14 protein-coding genes and 1 pseudogene are annotated in these 17232 nt (G+C 72.2%); 11 read left to right on the forward strand and 4 right to left on the reverse strand.

Features of this window, described 5'->3' with window-relative positions; all coding sequences use genetic code 11:
• Positions 1-94 precede the first annotated feature (94 nt).
• Complete coding sequence (locus ACFVYX_RS11310) at positions 95-349, forward strand: hypothetical protein (RefSeq protein ID WP_389681064.1); 255 nt, start codon at positions 95-97, stop codon at positions 347-349.
• Here the strand turns inward: ACFVYX_RS11310 and ACFVYX_RS11315 are convergent.
• Positions 319-1773 carry an NCS2 family permease gene (locus ACFVYX_RS11315; RefSeq protein WP_389681065.1) on the reverse strand — a complete coding sequence of 485 codons (1455 nt, stop codon included), beginning with the start codon at positions 1771-1773 and terminating at the stop codon, positions 319-321. The two genes, ACFVYX_RS11310 and ACFVYX_RS11315, sit on opposite strands and share 31 nt — an antisense overlap.
• A 165-nt stretch (positions 1774-1938) precedes the next feature.
• Here ACFVYX_RS11315 and ACFVYX_RS11320 point away from each other — a divergent pair, with 165 nt between their 5' ends.
• The 3 genes from ACFVYX_RS11320 (at position 1939) to ACFVYX_RS11330 (ending at position 5244) form a co-directional block, all read left to right on the forward strand.
• Entirely contained in the window at positions 1939-2232 is a 294-nt protein-coding gene (locus ACFVYX_RS11320) for a DUF2530 domain-containing protein (RefSeq protein ID WP_389681066.1), read from the forward strand.
• A gap of 88 nt (positions 2233-2320) precedes the next feature.
• Positions 2321-4729, forward strand: a complete 2409-nt coding sequence (locus tag ACFVYX_RS11325) for a cation-translocating P-type ATPase (RefSeq protein ID WP_389681067.1) — start codon at positions 2321-2323, stop codon at positions 4727-4729.
• Positions 4730-4911: 182 nt separating this feature from the next.
• Positions 4912-5244 carry a hypothetical protein gene (locus ACFVYX_RS11330; protein ID WP_389681068.1) on the forward strand — a complete coding sequence of 111 codons (333 nt, stop codon included), beginning with the start codon at positions 4912-4914 and terminating at the stop codon, positions 5242-5244.
• Positions 5245-5435: 191 nt separating this feature from the next.
• Here the strand turns inward: ACFVYX_RS11330 and ACFVYX_RS11335 are convergent, their stop codons facing one another.
• Positions 5436-5759 carry a hypothetical protein gene (locus ACFVYX_RS11335; RefSeq protein WP_389681069.1) on the reverse strand — a complete coding sequence of 108 codons (324 nt, stop codon included), beginning with the start codon at positions 5757-5759 and terminating at the stop codon, positions 5436-5438.
• Between the two features lie 203 nt (positions 5760-5962).
• On the opposite strand from ACFVYX_RS11335, the pseudogene ACFVYX_RS11340 reads away from it, so the two are divergent.
• The 3 genes and pseudogenes from ACFVYX_RS11340 to ACFVYX_RS11350 all read left to right on the forward strand — a co-directional run.
• A pseudogene (locus ACFVYX_RS11340) lies at positions 5963-6361 on the forward strand (ATP-grasp ribosomal peptide maturase); the annotation flags it as partial.
• Positions 6358-7482 carry an ATP-grasp peptide maturase system methyltransferase gene (gene tgmC, locus ACFVYX_RS11345; protein WP_389681070.1) on the forward strand — a complete coding sequence of 375 codons (1125 nt, stop codon included), beginning with the start codon at positions 6358-6360 and terminating at the stop codon, positions 7480-7482. The pseudogene ACFVYX_RS11340 and the gene tgmC, both read left to right, overlap by 4 nt.
• Positions 7483-8138: 656 nt before the next feature.
• Positions 8139-8588, forward strand: coding sequence for an SRPBCC family protein (locus tag ACFVYX_RS11350; protein WP_389681071.1), 450 nt, complete (start codon positions 8139-8141; stop codon positions 8586-8588).
• Between the two features lie 58 nt (positions 8589-8646).
• On the opposite strand, the gene ACFVYX_RS11355 is transcribed toward ACFVYX_RS11350, so the two are convergent.
• On the reverse strand, positions 8647-11784 hold the full coding sequence (locus tag ACFVYX_RS11355; protein WP_389681072.1) for a sacsin N-terminal ATP-binding-like domain-containing protein: 3138 nt from the start codon (positions 11782-11784) through the stop codon (positions 8647-8649).
• Between the two features lie 446 nt (positions 11785-12230).
• Positions 12231-13160, reverse strand: a complete 930-nt coding sequence (locus ACFVYX_RS11360) for a DUF3027 domain-containing protein (protein WP_389681073.1) — start codon at positions 13158-13160, stop codon at positions 12231-12233.
• Positions 13161-13541: 381 nt separating this feature from the next.
• On the opposite strand from ACFVYX_RS11360, the gene ACFVYX_RS11365 reads away from it, so the two are divergent.
• From ACFVYX_RS11365 to ACFVYX_RS11380, 4 genes are all read left to right on the forward strand, one after another.
• On the forward strand, positions 13542-14921 hold the full coding sequence (locus ACFVYX_RS11365) for an MFS transporter (RefSeq protein ID WP_389681074.1): 1380 nt from the start codon (positions 13542-13544) through the stop codon (positions 14919-14921).
• Between the two features lie 120 nt (positions 14922-15041).
• The gene (locus ACFVYX_RS11370) at positions 15042-15527 is read left to right on the forward strand and encodes a DUF2771 domain-containing protein (RefSeq protein WP_389681075.1); all 486 of its coding nucleotides are present in this window, start codon (positions 15042-15044) and stop codon (positions 15525-15527) included.
• Between the two features lie 7 nt (positions 15528-15534).
• Entirely contained in the window at positions 15535-16359 is an 825-nt protein-coding gene (locus ACFVYX_RS11375; RefSeq protein WP_389681076.1) for a futalosine hydrolase, read from the forward strand.
• Positions 16356-17210, forward strand: coding sequence for a 1,4-dihydroxy-6-naphthoate synthase (locus tag ACFVYX_RS11380; protein WP_389681077.1), 855 nt, complete (start codon positions 16356-16358; stop codon positions 17208-17210). The genes ACFVYX_RS11375 and ACFVYX_RS11380 overlap by 4 nt, the downstream gene beginning before the upstream one ends.
• The last annotated feature ends 22 nt before the right edge of the window (positions 17211-17232 follow it).

A 17232-nucleotide genomic window follows, 5' to 3' on the forward strand; every position in this document is an offset into this window, starting at 1 on the left:
AGATCACACTCCAGCTTCCATGTATCACCCGAACGAGTGAGTCCGATCCAGAAAGTGACGCAAAGACGCCCCGGCTGCCCCGACCCTGAACGACATGGGATCGACAGTGCTCAGCCTGCGCATCGACGGTGAGCTGCTCGACCGGCTCAGAAGCCACGCCGCGAAAAGAGGAATGAGCGTCCAGGACTATGTCGTCCGGACGCTCATTCGGGAGGATTTCGACGAGCGGTTCCAGACCGCCGTCGACGAGACGGAGAAGTTCTACGGGGAGGACGGGGAGGACGGCGCGAACGGCCCGGGGGCCGCCGCGCCCCCCGATCACGTGAGGCCGAGCGCCGGCATCGCGTAGTAGAAGACGAAGACAGCCGACACGGCGTACATGGCCACCGGGACCTCACGGCCCCGGCCGGCCGCGAGCCGCAGCACGCTGAACGCGATGAAGCCGATGCCGATGCCGTTCGTGATCGAGTACGTGAACGGCATCATCACCATGGCCAGGAACGCCGGCACCGCGATGGTGAAGTCGCTCCAGTCGATGTCCTTGACCGAACCGGCCAGGATCAGGAAGCCGACCGCGAGCAGCGCGGGCGTCGCCGCCTGGGACGGGACCATCGTGGCCAGCGGCGTGAGGAACAGCGCCACCGAGAACAGACCACCGGTGACCACCGACGCGAGTCCCGTACGGGCACCCTCGCCGACGCCCGCCGTGGACTCCACGAAGCAGGTGGTGGCCGAGGAGGAGGTCGCGCCGCCGGAGGCGACGGCCAGGCCGTCCACGAGGAGGACCTTGTTGATGCCGGGGAAGTTGCCGTCCTTGTCGATCAGCTTGGCCTCGTCACCGACACCGAGGATCGTGCCCATGGCGTCGAAGAAGCAGGACAGCAGCACGGTGAAGACGAACAGGACGCCGGTCAGGTAGCCGACCTTCTCGAAGCCGCCGAAGAGGCTGGCCTCGCCGACCAGGCCGAAGTCGGGCGAGGCGACGGGGTTGCCCGGCCACTCGGGGGTCGTGAGGCCCCAGGAGGGGACGGTCGTGACCGCGTTGATGACCATCGCCACGATCGTCATGACGACGATCGAGATGAGGATCGCGCCCGGCACCTTGCGGACGATCAGGGCGAGCGTGAGGAGCGTGCCCAGGACGAAGACCAGAACCGGCCAGCCGGTGAGGTGACCGTCGCCGCCGAGCTGAAGCGGGACGGTGGTGTGCGCGGCGTCGGGAATGCGGGAGACGAAGCCGGAGTCGACGAGGCCGATCAGCATGATGAAGAGGCCGATGCCGATCGCGATGCCCTTGCGCAGGCCGACCGGGACCGCGTTCATCACGCGCTCGCGCAGACCGGTCGCGACGAGCAGCATGACGACGACACCGGCGAGGACGACCATGCCCATCGCGTCGGCCCAGGACATCTTCGGCGCGAGCTGGAGCGCGACGACCGTGTTCACGCCGAGGCCGGCGGCGAGGGCGATCGGGACGTTGCCGATGACGCCCATGAGGAGCGTCGAGAACGCCGCCGTGAGGACGGTGGCGGTGACGAGCTGGCCGCCGTCGAGCTGGTGCCCGTACATGTCCTTGGCGCTGCCGAGGATGATCGGGTTCAGCACGATGATGTAGGCCATCGCGAAGAAGGTGGCGAAGCCGCCACGGACCTCGCGGGCGACGGTCGAGCCGCGCTCGGAGATCCTGAAGTAGCGGTCGAGGCCCGAGACGGGGGCTTCGGGGCCCTGGGGTCCCTCGGGGGACGTGGCCTTGGCGGTGGCCGTGGTGCTCATGGGGGTGGGTTCCTCTTCGGAGCGGAGAAGTCCTTTTTTGGCGGTTCGTACGAAGGAAACCTGCCAGAGGCAAACCGTTTCAGTATGAACACATGAACGAGCCAGCGTCTATCTCCGCGCGTAGACCATGCGTAGGTACGATTTCCCGCCACCTAGACTGACCCCATGGCGAAGTGGACACCGAAGCACGAGGCACCCGAGCCCCTCGAAGGGCCCGTCGTCGCCACCATCACCGGCGGAACGATCCTGTGGTTCGTCCTCTTCGTCGTCCAGGTCCCCTTCTACGGCTGGTTCGACGACCGGGACCTCACCTGGTGGGTGTGGACCTGCCTGGCCGGCGCGGGACTCGGCCTGATCGGCATCTGGTACGTACGGAAGCGGGACGCGGCGATCAAGCGGCACGAGGCGGAGCGAACGGCGGGGACGGCGGGGTCCGGCGCCCAGGCGCCCGGCGTGTAGTACCCGGGGACCATTCCCCTCCTCCCCCGGTCCGATCTTCGCCCTCCCCGGCAGGTGAACGCCCCGTTCCGGTCGTACCGTCGAAAACATGACTCAGCGGGCGAAGATCGACACGGACGGCAGTGAGACCGAGGCGGCCGGCCCGCCCGTCGTGCACCGCGCCGCCGGGCTCACCTCGGCCGAGGTCGCCGAGCGCGTCGCGCGCGGCGAGGTCAACGACGTCCCGGTACGGAGCTCCCGTTCGACGACCGACATCGTCCGCGCCAACGTCCTCACCCGCTTCAACGCGATCATCGGCGTCCTCTGGGTGATCATGCTCTGCGTCGCACCGATCCAGGACAGCCTCTTCGGCTTCGTGATCATCGCGAACACCGGCATCGGCATCATCCAGGAACTCCGCGCCAAGAAGACCCTCGACGGACTCGCCGTCATCGGCGAGGCCAAACCGACCGTCCGCAGGGACGGCGTGACCGCCGAACTCTCCACCTCCGAGATCGTCCTCGGCGACCTGATCGAACTCGGCCCCGGCGACAAGGTCGTCGTCGACGGCGTCGTCGCCGAGGCCGACAGCCTGGAGATCGACGAATCCCTCCTCACCGGCGAAGCCGACCCGGTCGTGAAGAAACCCGGCGACCCGATGATGTCGGGCTCGTTCGTGGTCGCCGGCGGCGGCGCCTTCACCGCCACCAAGGTCGGCCGCGAGGCGTACGCGGCGCAGCTCGCCGAAGAGGCCTCCCGCTTCACGCTCGTCCACTCCGAACTGCGCTCCGGCATCTCCACGATCCTCAAGTACGTGACGTGGATGATGGTCCCGACGGCGATCGGGCTGATCATCAGCCAGCTCGTCGTCAAGGACAACGACCTCAAGGACTCGATCGCCCGCACGGTCGGCGGCATCGTCCCGATGATCCCCGAGGGCCTCGTCCTGCTCACCTCGGTCGCCTTCGCCATCGGAGTCGTACGCCTGGGCCGCAAGCAGTGCCTGGTGCAGGAACTGCCCGCCATCGAGGGGCTCGCCCGCGTCGACGTCGTCTGCCTGGACAAGACGGGCACGCTCACCGAGGGCGGCATGGACGTCACGGGGCTCCGTCCCCTCAACGGCAGCGACGAGACGTACGTACGGAAGGTGCTCGGCGCCCTCGGCGAGTCCGACCCCCGCCCGAACGCCTCCCTGCAGGCCATCATCGAGGCGTACCCGGACTCGGTGGAGTGGCGGTGCACGCAGGCGCTGCCGTTCTCCTCGGCCCGCAAGTACAGCGGGGCGTCCTTCAGCGAGGGCGACGGCGAGAACTCCACCTGGCTCCTGGGCGCCCCCGACGTCCTGCTCACGGCCGACGACCCGACCCTGACCGAGATCGACCACCTCAACGAACAGGGACTGCGGGTCCTCCTCCTCGCCCGCACGCGGCACGAGCTCGACGACCCGGACGTCGCCGCCGACGCCCACCCGACCGCCCTCGTGGTCCTGGAACAACGCCTCCGGCCCGACGCCGCCGACACCCTCGCCTACTTCGCCGACCAGAACGTCGCCACGAAGGTCCTCTCGGGCGACAACGCGGTCTCGGTCGGCGCCGTCGCCGCGAAGCTCGACATGCCCGGCGCGGCGAACACGGTGGACGCCCGCACCCTCCCCGCCGACCGGGAGGAGATGGCGAGGGTCCTCGACGAGAACGCGGTCTTCGGGCGGGTCTCCCCACAGCAGAAACGGGACATGGTGGCGGCGCTCCAGTCCCACGGTCACACGGTCGCCATGACGGGCGACGGCGTCAACGACGTCCTGGCCCTGAAGGACGCCGACATCGGCGTGTCGATGGGCTCGGGCTCGGAGGCGACGAGGGCGGTCGCGCAGATCGTCCTCCTGAACAACAGCTTCGCGACGCTCCCGTCGGTGGTGGCGGAGGGCCGCCGGGTCATCGGCAACATCACGAGGGTCGCGACCCTCTTCCTCACCAAGACCGTCTACTCGGTCCTCCTGGCGGTCCTGGTGGTGGTCTCCCAGGTGGAGTACCCCTTCCTCCCCCGGCACCTCACCCTCCTCTCCACCCTCACCATCGGCGTCCCGGCGTTCTTCCTCGCCCTCGCCCCCAACAAGGAACGGGCGAAGCCGAACTTCGTACGGCGGGTCATGCGGTACGCGATCCCCAGCGGCGTCATCGCGGCGGCGGCCACCTTCACCACATACCTCCTGGCCCGCCGGCACTACAGCGGCGAAGGCGCCCTGGACGCGGAGACCAGCGCCGCCACCCTCACCCTCTTCCTGGTCTCCATGTGGGTCCTGGCGATCATCGCCCGCCCGTACACCTGGTGGCGCCTCGCCCTGGTCGCCACGATGGGAGGGGCCTTCCTCCTGGTCCTGGTGGTCCCCTGGCTCCAGGACTTCTTCGCGCTGAAGCTGGTGGGCACGACGATGCCGTGGGCGGCGGTCGCCATCGCGGCGACGGGAGGCCTGCTCCTGGAGCTCGCGTGGCGGTGGGTGGGCCGGAGGTTCCCGGCGTGAGGAAACTCCGCACCTTCCGGGCGGGATGTCCGTTATCTCATTGAGCACTACATCCAGCACCACGCCGGCGTCGCGGGGCTCGGACCTGCGGTTCGACACAAGGGCGACGAGGAGCGCTCCTCGGGGCATGCGCGTGGAGTCATCCGTGGTAGTGCGACGGAGATCCTGCCAAGGAGTAACTGATGCGACGCAAGATGCCTGTCACCCTGGCCGCCCTCGTCGGGGCGGCCCTGCTCTCGGCGGGAGCCCCCGCAACCGCCCACACCACCGAGGCGGCACCCCGCGCGGCGGCCAACGCACTGAACTGCCAGACGTGGGTCAACGGCTACCAGGGCTTCGCGGACTGCACCAACAACACCAACCGCGCCATCGCCTTCCGGGTCTCCATCGTCTGCGGCTGGTGGCCGGACACGTACGGCCAGTGGGTCACGCTGAACTCCGGCCAGCGCGGCACCTCGGCGGGCGAATGCGGGGGCGGTTCAGGGGCGGGCAGCGCTTCCTGGGTCGAGGGCTGACCGGTCCTGACCGACCTCCCTCTCTCCGAAGCCCCGGGCCGACACGGCTCGGGGCTTCGGGCCACGGTGTCCGGCGCGGGACCGGGCTCCGGCTCCGTCTGTACGGCTGAGGCCGGCAGGCGATCGCCGGCTACGGGACCCACAGCCGGGATTGTCGTACGACAGCGTCCGGGTGGCGAACCACCCGCCGCCTAGCGCACCCGCCGCCGCTCCACGTACCCCTCGGCCACGAGCTCGTCGAGGGCCCGCCGGATGGTGATCTCACCCTCGCGGAACCGCAGGGTGAGCGTCTTGACGGTGACGTCGGCGCCGTTGGGCAGCGACTGCAGGTAGACGCCGAGCCCGATCGCGACGGCCGAGAGACGCGGATGCTGAGCGAGGTGGTCGCCGACGACGGTGAACCGGTCGGTGTGCCGGTGACGCACGTGGATGACCCCGGCGCGAGGCGCGTCGTCGGGAATCTCGTACGGAACGGGGCAGACGGAAACGACCGCGTCAGGCTGCGGATCAGCCATGGGGAAGCGCTACTTCCTGCTTGGTCAGGCCCTCGTCAGGATGCCAGTCCTGCCGGGGGCCGACTTGTCATATGCCGCTATTACGGCTGACCGTAGCGCACGCCCCACCCCACCTGTCCGGCCACCGGACACGCCTTCACCCGATCGTGTGGCCAGGCGAGTTGGGGAGCGGGAGGGGTGGGCTGGGTAGTTCTCATCTCGAAGTCGGCGAGGTCACAGCGGACCAGATCGACGAGCGGGTGGCCGGCACCGCCCACCTGTTCCAGCATCGCGTCGACAAGGTCGCCGACGTCCGCGTGACGGTCATGGGTCGACGGGTGTTCAGCGTGCGGATCGACTCCGGGGTGCTGGACTGGCGCACGGACTACGACCGGCTCACGTACACCGTGGTCGAACCGCCGTCCGGAATCATTGACGCCCTCCACCGCTACCTGGACCACTTCGGGCTGGTCTTCGGTGCATTCGACTTCGCCGTGGACCGGAGGGGGTCATGGTGGTTCCTCGAATGCAACCCGTCCGGCCAATGGGCGTGGATGGAACCGGAAACCGGACTTCCCATGGTCGCGGCCATGGCTGACCTCCTGGAACGGAAGGCTGCGTGAGCGACGACAAGACTCTTCGGGAAGGACTGGTCGACCGGCTCGCCTCGGGTGGCCAGCTACGCTCGCCCGAGTGGCACCGGGCCGTCCTCGACACACCCCGCCACGAGTTCCTTCGCGGCGGCTACTTCAGACGGGTGGACGGCGCCGGCCCCACCGGCTGGGAGCCGGTGATGCCGGACGACCCGGCATGGCTCCCGGCCACGTACGAGGACGACTCGCTCGTGACCCAGATCGCCGGCACCATCACGCCCGCCGACATCCAGGGCCGGATCTTCCGCCCTCCGACCAGCTCCGGCACTCTGCCCGGCCTGGTCGTCCAGATGCTCGAAGACCTCCAGGTGGAGGAGGGCATGCGGGTCCTGGAGATCGGCACGGGGACCGGCTACTCGACCGCCCTGCTCTGCCACCGCCTCGGCGACGACCGCGTGACGTCGGTCGAGGTCGACGCTGACGTGTCCGCTCGGGCCCGGGCCGCCCTCGGCGCCGTCGGCCATCTGCCCCGGCTGGTCGTCGGGGACGGTCTGACCGGGGATCCGGGCGGGGGCCGGTACGACCGGATCGTGGCCACCTGCGGAATCCTGGCGGTCCCACCGGCCTGGCTCGCTCAGACCAGGCCGGGCGGGCAGATCCTCGCCACGGTGTGCGGCTGGATGTACTCCTCCGAGCTCGCCCGCCTCACCGTCGGGAGCGACGGCACCGCTCACGGCCGGCTCCTCGGCGGTCAGGTCTCCTTCATGCTGGCCCGCCCCCACCTCCCGCCACCCCTGGGAGTGCTCCCCGACCTGGACGACGGCGAAGAACGGGAGACCGTCCTCGGCCCCGACGTCCTGGACAACTGGACCACCCGCTTCGTCGCCCAGCTCGCCGCCCCGCGCGCTCAGCTCATCCGGATGTCTCTCGGCGGCGGGGCGCGCCCCGTGCTCCTTGACGTCGATGCCGGGTCATGGGTCACGCTTCGGCGCGACGGCGCACGATGGACCGTCCGCCAGGGGGGCCCGGACCACCTGTGGAGCCGGATCGAGGACCACGTGACCCGATGGCGGCGGAGCGGTTCACCGGCCCTCGACCGCTTCCGGATCACGGTCACTCCGGACGGCACGGCCATCACGTGGCCACACTGATCGGCGAGCGGGAGGAGTCAGGCGCGTCCGGCGGTCGGTGAGGTCCTTGGGGTGGGGGGCACCGGAGCCCCGGACAGCATCCGGGGCCGGAGGGCGCCCGTCGGGCCGGTGGGTGGGGGCTGGGTTCGTGGCCGGGCGGGTGGGCGCAGTCCCGTCGGTTGGTGGTGCGCGGTCGTTGAATGGGGCGGCCGGGCTCCGGCTCGGCGAGTCACGCTCGCAAATGGCCGGGCTTCAGGCCCCGCTGGTCATTCCCGGTGGTGGGAAGTCCGTGAGGAGCAGGCGACGAAGTCAACGTGCTCCTACTCGCGGTAACCAGCCCCAGAGGGGCCGGATCAGGGAGTTACCGCGAGTAGCAGCAGGAAGGCTCCCGGGCCCACCGCCCTGAGAGCCCTTTCCACCCACCCAGACAGACCAGCGGGGCCCGAAGCCCCACCGAGCAACAACCGCAAGACCCTTAACGCCGCCGGGCCGCCCCATTCGGCGTCCGCGCACCCCGACCGACGGAGACGGACCCACCGGCGCCGTTCACGAGCCCAGCCCGCACCCCGAGTGCCTCGTTTGCGTCCGGGCGGTTCGTCGTAGTGCGTTGCTCGCCCTCGCTCGGGCGGCCGCCGGCGTGGGATGATTTTGTCGTAATGACTACCCGAGGGGGCGTAATGTCCCGAATCGAAAAAACCATCGACATCTCCCGCAGCCCCGAGGACCTCTTCTCGTACATGATGGATCCCTCGCACATGCCGGAATGGCAGGAGAGCGCCGTCGCCGCGCGCAAGCTCAGTGACGGGCCGCTCGACGTCGGCTCCCGCATTCACATCAAGCGCCGTATCGGGCGCCGTGAGATGCCCATGACCATGGAGGTCATGGAGATGGTCCCGTCGCGCAGCTGGCATCTCCACGGCATCGACGGGCCCGTCCGCGGCGACGTCCAGGGGACGATCGAGCCGCTCGACGACGGGCGGCGGTCCCGGCTGACCCTGTCGATCGACTTCGAGTCGCACGGCATCGGCAAGGTCCTCGTCCCGCTCGTGGTCAAACCGCACATCCGTAAGGAGATGCCGCGGAACGAAGAGCACCTGAAGGAGCTGATGGAGTCGGGCGCCCGTTAGGGCCCGGCCCCCCGGGGCGCCCGTCCGGGCGCCCCCGTCCCCCGGCCGTCGGCCGGGATCAGTCGAACCAGCGGTCCCTCGCCAGTTCCGTCGTCCTCGACGGGTCCTCCAGGAGGGCCGCCACCTCGAAGCGGCGGGGCCACTGGCCCGCCGCCCAGGCCAGGCCGGCCGCCACGCCTTCCAGGGTGGAGGCGTGCACCACGCCGTCCGGGGTGTGGCGCCAGTCGAGTTCCACTCCGCCTGCCTGAAGCTCCTCGTGTTCGAGGTACGAGGTGGGCGTCGACGGGCCCAGGAGGGCGTGGACCGAGGGCGGGACCTCGTGTTCCTCGCCCACCGTCGTGACCTCCGCCTCCACCGCCTCGCTCAGGCGCCGTACCTGGAACAGTTCCGCCAGGTCCGCCGCGTGGGACGGGGACACCGGGAGCAGCGGCAGCCCGTTCGTCAGGGGCAGGAGGTCCGGGGCGTCCGCCACCAGGGCCTCCGACGCGTCGACCACCACCAGCTCGCCGTCCACCACCGCCCGCAGTTCGTCCGGGAGCGTCACCTGGTCCGGGTCCAGGTCCGCCAGGGCCGTGTACAGGGCGTGCAGCTGGACGCCCGTGACCTCCCTCGACGGGTCGGCCAGGCGGGTCAGGAGTTCCGCCGCGCCGCCCGGTTCGTCGAGGAGGGCCGGGACGGAGGTGCGGACGCCCAGGGCCCGGAGGACCTGTTCGTCCTCGAAGCCGGTCGCGTCGGCGGAGTCGTACAGGCCGGCGAGGAGGGGGTCCGAGCCCGCCGCGCGCAGTCCCGCCGGGCGGCGGCCGTCCAGGACCGGGTGGTCGCGGAGCCACCAGGCCGTGTACGAGCGGACCGTCTCCGTCGTGCCGTCCGGGAGGAGGACGCGTACGGGCTGGGTGAGGGCGTCACGGAGCGGGGGCTGCGCGAGGAGGGAAAGGGCCTGCGGCCAGGACTCGTCGTCGACGAGGTCCAGGTCCCGTACGGCCACGACCTCCGTCGCCACCGGCGGCACCGGCGATTCCGGCAGCCGGTCGAGGACGTCCTCGCACCACACGTCGACCGCGTCGAGGAGCCCCGCGTCGTCCGGCTCGGGGTAGTCGCCCTCGCGGGGTTCGACCTCGTCCGGGTCGAGGAGCAGGTCGGTGGCGCGGACGAGGGCGAAGTTGGCGAGGACTCCGCAGGCGGCGAGGGGCTGTTCGCCCCAGCGGGCGGCCAGGTCGGCGTCCACGTGGGCGAGTTCGTCCTCGCGCATGACGTCCGCGAACGGGGAGCCCGGCAGGACCAGTTCGCTCGCCGGGGAGAGTTCGCCGTCCTCATCGGGGAGGGCGAGCGCGCCGAGCCACGGCTCGTCGCCCGGGTCGAGTTCCGCGTCCCTGACCAGCGCGAGGACCGTGTCCGCCAGCTCCTCCGCGTCCAGCGCGTCCTCGTCCCAGATCTCGCCCGCGTCGAGGGAGGCCGCGACCGCCGCCCGCACCTGCGGGGTCGTGAGGACCGCGCGGGGTGTGGCGGGCAGGGCGCCGAGCTTCTCCAGGAGCGGATGGGCGGCGTCGGGGTGGGCGACCTTCAGGCCGAGCCGGGTCAGCTCGGCGGGGGTGCGGTCCTGCGGCAGGAGGACCTGGCGGGGGCCGATGGCCGTACGGATCCGGGCGCCTTCCTCCGCCTCGGCCAGCGGGACGGGGAGCCCCGTCAGGCGGTCCGGGTCGACGCCGGCGAGCGAGTCGTACAGGCGCCACCACCACGTCGGGGGCCGGTCGACCCCGGCGAGGCGGTCGATCGCCTCGGTCAGGGGTACGCGGCCGATGCCGAGCGTACGGAGTTCCGGCCGCCGCTCAAGACCCGCCGGGAGGAGCGTCGGGAAGACCTCGGCGAGGACGTCGACGGTGTCCGCGCCCGCGCCCTCCGCGACCTCGGCCTCGATGGGGCGGAGCGCCGGGAGTTCCTCGGACGGGGCGGCGGGCGCGAGGAACGCGACCCTCGGCAGCCGGTGCAGGATCGCCTCGCGCAGCGCCCCGTCGAGGGGGCCCTTGCCGAGCGGGCCGGGGACGAGGGCGAGCGTGGCGGACGTCACCGGCTGCCAGTCGGCGAGGAGTTCGGCGTACGCGTCGGCGGCGCGCTGCACCAGGAAGTCGGTGAGCGGTCCGGGTGCCGGGTGCCGCCGTGCGGTGTCGAGCGGGAGGGACGCGATGAGGAGGGCGGGGATGCCGAGCGGCTCGTCGGTGGGCGTGGGGGCGTGCACGACGGGGCTCGTACGGGGGTGCAGCGGGGCGCCCTCGGGGTCCACGGGTACGGCCCAGGTGACGGACCAGTGGGGGCGGAGCCGCTCCTCCACCGGGCGGTCCCTGAGCAGTTCGGCGTCGAGGGGGCCGCCGTGGGAGACGGTCCGCCAGCGGTGGGTGCCGGTGGCGGAGTCGTCGACACGGACGTAGCCGTCGTCCTCGGAGCGGCGGAGGGTCCGTACCCCTTCGGCGGTCTCGACGACGATCTCGGCGAGGCCGGGGAGCGTGAGGAGCAGGGCGTCGTCGACGGAGGCGAGCAGCCGTTCGGCGAGGTCGCCGGCGGCGGTGTCCCGCAGGGGGAGGACGACGACGGTGTCGTAGCCGTCGGGGGCGGTGCCCTCGGCGGGCAGCGGAAGCCGCAGGAGGGGTACGTGGCCGTCGCGGCGGCGTAGTTCGTCGCCGAGGCCGGGGCTGTACCGGGCGGTCTCGGCGGCGAGTTCGCGGGCCTCGGCGAGGGACCAGCGGACGCCGCCGTGCCGGCCGAGGACGGCGGGTTCGTCGGTCACCGCGAGGACGGCGGCGAAGCCGACGCCGAAGCGGCCGACGGCACCGTGGGTCTGCTCGCGCTTGGCGGAGGCGCGGAGCGTGGACAGCGATTCGGCGCCGGCGGCGTCGAGCGGGGCGCCGGTGTTGGCGGCGGCGAGGACCGCGGGGCCCTCGTGGTCGGCGGGGTGCAGGGTGAGGCGGAGGCGGCCGGTGACGCCGGCGCGGTGGGCGGCGTCGGCGGCGTTCTGGGCGAGTTCGACGACGAGGCGGTCGCGGTAGCCGCCGAGGGCGAGGTCCTCCTCGGCGTTGGCGTCCTCCCTGAACCGCGCGGGCGAGGCGCCCCAGGCGTCGAGCACGCCCCGCCGGAGCCGTGCGGTGCCGAAGGGGTCGGTTCCGTCGGTCGACGTCCGGACGCTGACGCTCACGTCTGACTCCACTCTGCGGGGGGCTCGGTCCCGGGACCGTGAGTCCCGGGGCCCGAAGGTACCGCGCGCCGAGGTGCGCTGGTCGCGGGGGCACGTACGGCGGTCGGGGCGTGTGGGGGCATTCGGCGAGAAGGACGCGGCGGCCGCCGCGCCGTGGTTGCCGCCGGCCGGGTGCCGGTCGGGCCACTGCGGCGCCGCCCCAGTGCCGGTCCGGCCGCTACGGCGCCGTCCCCGTGGTGCACGTTCCGGCGCGGAAGCGTGGGCGGCGGCGGTGCTTGGCGGCGGCTTGTGGTGTTCGGTGGCGGCTTGTGGTGCTCGGTGGCGGCGGTGGCGGCTTGTGGTGCTCGGTGGCGGCGGGTCCGGCCAAGGGTGCCGTCCCGCCGTGCCCGCCCTCCCCCGGACTCCGTCCGGGGGCCCCACGCCCCGGCGGGACGAATGCCCACGACCGGGGTACGGGACTACGAGTGGCCCAGGTCCTCCGAGGTGTCGTCCGGTTCCGTCGTCGAGCCGGAGTCCTTGGCCGGGCGGAGCGGGAACGCGTCCACCGCCGTCGAGTCGAAGACCGGCGGCGCCGGCCGCGGCGGCTTCGGCATGATCGCGGCCTCCGAGTGCCCGCCGCAGCCGTACGCGAGGGAGACGACCCGGCCGTCGGCCGGGGAGAACTCGTTGGCGCAGACGCCGAACGCCTGCTTCAGGGATCCGGCGAGCGGCACCAGGAAGGCGCAGGACTCGCAGGAGGCGGGCGCTGCCTGCGCCATCGGCGTCGCGGCGCCGAAGGCCTCGTCCCAGCGGTCGGCGGCCACGTGGAGGCCGTACCGGGAGAGGACACGGGCCCGCCGCATGCCGAGTTCCTCGGCGACCGCGGCGACCGTTCCCCGCGCGGGGGTACGGGTCACGATCTCGGCGTCCTCGGCGTCGAGGTGCTCCTCCAGCTCCTCCGACACCACGGAGTTCGGCGGCGGCGCGTCCTCGCCCGTGTAGCCGGGCTCCAGGCGCAGGTCGTCCTGCTCGGTGGGGAGGAGGTCGCCGGGGCCCATGTCGCCGGGGCGGAGCCGCTCGCTCCACGGCACCCACTCGGGGGCGAGGAGGGCGTCGGAGCCGGGCAGCAGGACGGTTTCGTCAAGGGTGACGTTCTTGGCGCGGGAGGCGCGGGTGACCGTCACCGCCCAGCGCCAGCCCCGGTAGCCGGGTTCCTTGGACTCGAAGTAGTGGGTGACGACGCGGTCGCCCTCAGCGACCACCTCGACGTGTGCGCCGACGATGCCGGGCGCGGCCGCCTCCTCGGCGGCCTCCCGCGCGAGGTCTACGGCCTCGGCGCACAGGCGGTCGGGGATACGCGTGGCTCGCGGGGTACGCGGGGTACCGCTTCGCGTCGTCGCAGCACTCACAGGTCTCGCTTCTCTCCTACGCCGTCTCACGGGTGCGCCGGCCGAGGGGCGGGAGCGAAGCCACGGGCGGCGGGCGGAGCGGACCTGTGGGCCGCATCGACGTCCGCGCACCCGACTTGTCTCGCGTGTCTCGGGCACACCTATCGTCATCCATTCTGCGGGATGCCGAAGAGGCGCGCGGCCGGGAGCTTCCGCCGGTGACGCGCTACGCACGCTACCCCGTTCGCGGGCCTCAGCCCACCTGCCCGCCCCAAGTGGCCCGGATCCCGGACAGCCGGATGCCTTCCGGCGCGGGCCGGAGAGGGCCGCCGGGGGCCTTCCGAAGGGCCTCCCCCGCCGCGCCACGGTTCGCCGGGCGTGCGGGTGGGGCACTATGACGGAGTGGCAGCCGCACGGTCTCCCGCACGATCCGAAGATCATGCCGGACCGCTCAGCCGAGCGGGCCGGTCGGTGGGGCGTGCCCTGCACCTGCCGTTCACGGGAACCGCGAAGGGAATCAGGAAAGCCACGCACGCGCACGGCGCGGGTGAGTCGGGGCTCGGGAAACTGATCGAGCTGCACGCCGTGAACGGCGCCGGGGACGTCATGATCACCGTCGCCCTGGCGTCCACCGTCTTCTTCTCCGTGCCGACCGACGAGGCGCGGGGGCGCGTCGCCCTCTACCTCGCCATCACGATGGCCCCGTTCACCCTCCTCGCCCCGGTGATCGGTCCGCTCCTGGACCGGATCCCCCACGGGCGGCGGGCGGCGATGGCCGGCGCGATGCTGACCCGCGCGGTCCTCGCGATCATGATGTCGGCGGCGGTCGCCACCGGCGGCATCGAGCTGTATCCGGCGGCGCTCGGGGTCCTGGTCGCCTCGAAGGCGTACGGGGTGGTGCGCAGCGCGGTCGTGCCACGGCTGCTCCCACCGGGGTTCTCGCTGGTGAAGGCGAACTCCCGGGTGACCCTGGCCGGGCTCCTCGCGACCGGGATCGCCGCGCCCGTGGGGGCGGGGCTTCAGATGCTCGGAACCCCGTACCCCTTGTACGGGGCGTGCGCGCTGTTCCTGCTCGGGGCGTTCTGGGCGCTGCGGATGCCGCCGAAGGTGGACTCGGCGAAGGGCGAGCGGCGGGCGCACCTGCTGACGCACGGCGAGCGGAAACCGAGCCTGCGGACGGTGGGGCCTTCGGTCCTGCACGGCCTGGAGGCGAACGCGGCGCAACGCATGCTGTCCGGTTTCCTGATCTTCTTCCTGGCGTTCCTGCTGCGCGAGCACCCGCTGTCGGGGCAGAGCGCCGCCGTCTCCCTGGGGATCGTGGGCGTGGCGGCGGGCGTCGGGAACGCCTGCGGCACGGCGGTCGGCTCGCTGCTCCGCGAGCGGGGACACGGCCCCGAGGTGATCATCGCCACGATGATCAGCGTGGTCTGCGGTACGGCGATCTGTACGGCGGTGTTCTTCGGCGGCGTGATGGTGGCGGTCCTGGGGGCGGTCGCGGGGCTCACGCAGGCCCTGTCCAAGCTGTCCCTGGACGCGCTGATCCAGCGCGACGTGCCGGAGGTGGTGCGGACCTCGGCGTTCGCGCGCTCCGAGACGGCCCTGCAGATGGCCTGGGTGGTGGGCGGCGCGATCGGGATCGCGCTGCCGCTGAACGGGACCCTGGGCATGTCCGTCGCGGCCGGTTTCCTCGCCCTGGGCGCGCTCCTCGCGGTCCGTGGCCTCCTCGCGGCGGCCCGCCGCCGCCCCGGCTCCAAGGACCGCCCCAAGGCGCGGGTGGAGTAGGAGGAGCCCGGTCTGGCCGGCGGGACATCCCCTCGTCACGGCGGGTGCCTTCCGGGACCGGAGGGCGGCACGCCGTACCCCCGCGTGGCGCGGACGCGGCGGCCCGATAGCCTTCGGCTCATGACCGTTGCGTTCTTCTCCGGCTCGCGCCGCCGGGCCGCCGTCGCCCTCGGGGCCGTCTCCGCCGGGCTCCTCGTACTCTCCGCCTGCGACAAGCCGACTCCGATCGCGACCCTGACGGTCGGCTCCGACTCGATCAACTCCGAAGCCGCCTGCTACAACGACGGCGAGGCGATCAAGGAGTCCCAGATCCAGCAGTGCCTCAACAAGAAGGCCGAGAAGTCCATCACCGTGGCGATGGACGACAAGATCCGCTTCGGGGTCGACCCCGAGATCGCGGACAACGGCTGGACGATCTTCCTCGGCGGCCAGCAGGCCGAGCCCGAGCCGTACAAGAAGACGTACCGGACCATTCCGGCCAGCGCCTTCTTCTCCAGCCAGAGCCCCACCGGCGAGAGCGCCGGCGACACGCAGGTGACCATCGTCGAGAACACCGGCAAGAAGCTGACCGGCATCTGGCACTTCAAGCTGAAGAAGGAATCCTGATCCTCCGGTGGTCCACCGGATCCTGATCGTGACGGCCGTGGCGGCGGAGGCGGACTCCGTCACCGCCGGCCTCGGCCTCGGCGGCCCCGAGCTCCTCCCGCTGCCGGGGGGCCTCGTCCTGCGCCGGCACACGGACGGCGCCGGGGCCGCACCCGAGCGGGCCGCACGCATACCTGTCGACCTACGGGCCACACCCGAGCGGGCCGCACGCCTGCGCGTCGACGTGCTCGTCGGCGGGGTCGGGCCCGCCGCCGTGGCCGCCGCGACGGCGACGGCGCTCGCCTGCGCCTCCCTCACGGAGGCCGGCACCGATGCGGCCCCCTACGACCTGATCGTCTCCGCCGGCATCGCCGGCGGGTTCCCCTCCCTCGCGCCGCTCGGATCCGTCGTCGTCTCGGCGTCCGTCGTCGCCGCCGACCTCGGCGCCCAGACCCCCGACGGCTACCTCACCGTCGAGGAGCTCGGCTTCGGGCGGTCGGCGCACCCCGTGCCCGCCGCCCTGACCGGCCGTATCGCCGCCGCCCTGGACGCCGGCGGCCAGGCGCACACCGTGGGCCCCGTACTCACCGTCTCGACCGTCACCGGCACCGCGGCGCGTGCCGCCGAGCTCGCGGACCGGCATCCCGGGGCGGCCGCCGAGGCGATGGAGGGCTTCGGCGTCGCCGAGGCCGCCGCCGCGTACGGCGTGCCCGTCGTCGAGATCCGTGCCGTGTCGAACGCCGTCGGCCCCCGTGACCGGGCCGCCTGGCGCATCGGCGAGGCCCTGGAAGCGCTGGGGCACGCCTTCCGGGTGCTCGGCAAGACCGTCTTCGTGGAGCTGGAGCCGTCGTGACCAAGCTGAAGATCGCCTATTCGCCCTGCCCGAACGACACCTTCGTCTTCGACGCCTGGGCCCATGGCCGTGTCCCGGGTGCGCCCCGGCTCGACGTGACCTTCGCCGACATCGACGTCACCAACGGCTGGGCGGAGAGCGGCACCGACACCCACGACGTCCTGAAGGTGTCGTACGCCGTGCTGCCGTGGATCCTCGACGAGTACGCGCTGCTGCCCTGCGGCGGCGCTCTGGGCCGCGGCTGCGGGCCGCTCGTCCTCACCCGGGAAGCCGGGACGGGCGCCGATCTGGCCGGGAAGACGGTCGCGGTGCCGAGCGAGCGCTCCACCGCCTACCTGCTGTTCCGGCTGTGGGCGGCCGAGAACGTGCCGGGCGGCGTCGGGGACGTCGTCGTGATGCCGTTCCACGAGATCATGCCCGCCGTGCGCGACGGCAAGGCCGACGCCGGGCTCGTCATCCACGAGGCCCGCTTCACCTACCGGAACTACGGGCTCCACTGCCTCGCCGACATGGGCGAGCACTGGGAGTCGACGACCGGCCTGCCGATCCCGCTCGGCGCGATCGTCGCCCGCCGCTCACTCGGCGCCGAGACCCTCGAACGGCTCGCCGCCTCCGCCCGCGCCTCCGTACGGATGGCCTGGGACGACCCGGCCGCCTCCCGGCCGTACGTCCTGGAACACGCGCAGGAGATGGACCCGAAGGTGGCCGACCAGCACATCGGTCTCTACGTCAACGAGTTCACGGCCGACCTCGGCGAACACGGCTACGCGGCCGTCCGCGGGCTGCTCACCCGCGCCGCGGCCGAGGGACTCGTACCGCCCCTCGGCCCGGACGCGCTCGCGTTCCCCTGAGCTCGACCGCGTCTGAGCTCGA

The organism is Streptomyces sp. NPDC058326 (genome assembly GCF_042879855.1).
GTDB lineage: Bacteria > Actinomycetota > Actinomycetes > Streptomycetales > Streptomycetaceae > Streptomyces.

Excerpts from the sequence above, each read along its gene's own strand:
- ACFVYX_RS11320 (WP_389681066.1), top strand. The coding sequence starts at position 1,939 with ATGGCGAAGTGGACACCGAAGCACGAGGCACCCGAGCCCCTCGAAGGG.
- ACFVYX_RS11315 (WP_389681065.1), bottom strand. The coding sequence starts at position 1,773 with ATGAGCACCACGGCCACCGCCAAGGCCACGTCCCCCGAGGGACCCCAG.
- ACFVYX_RS11335 (WP_389681069.1), bottom strand. The coding sequence starts at position 5,759 with ATGGCTGATCCGCAGCCTGACGCGGTCGTTTCCGTCTGCCCCGTTCCG.
- ACFVYX_RS11325 (WP_389681067.1), top strand. The coding sequence starts at position 2,321 with ATGACTCAGCGGGCGAAGATCGACACGGACGGCAGTGAGACCGAGGCG.
- ACFVYX_RS11330 (WP_389681068.1), top strand. The coding sequence starts at position 4,912 with ATGCGACGCAAGATGCCTGTCACCCTGGCCGCCCTCGTCGGGGCGGCC.
- ACFVYX_RS11370 (WP_389681075.1), top strand. The coding sequence starts at position 15,042 with ATGACCGTTGCGTTCTTCTCCGGCTCGCGCCGCCGGGCCGCCGTCGCC.
- ACFVYX_RS11310 (WP_389681064.1), top strand. The coding sequence starts at position 95 with ATGGGATCGACAGTGCTCAGCCTGCGCATCGACGGTGAGCTGCTCGAC.
- ACFVYX_RS11350 (WP_389681071.1), top strand. The coding sequence starts at position 8,139 with ATGTCCCGAATCGAAAAAACCATCGACATCTCCCGCAGCCCCGAGGAC.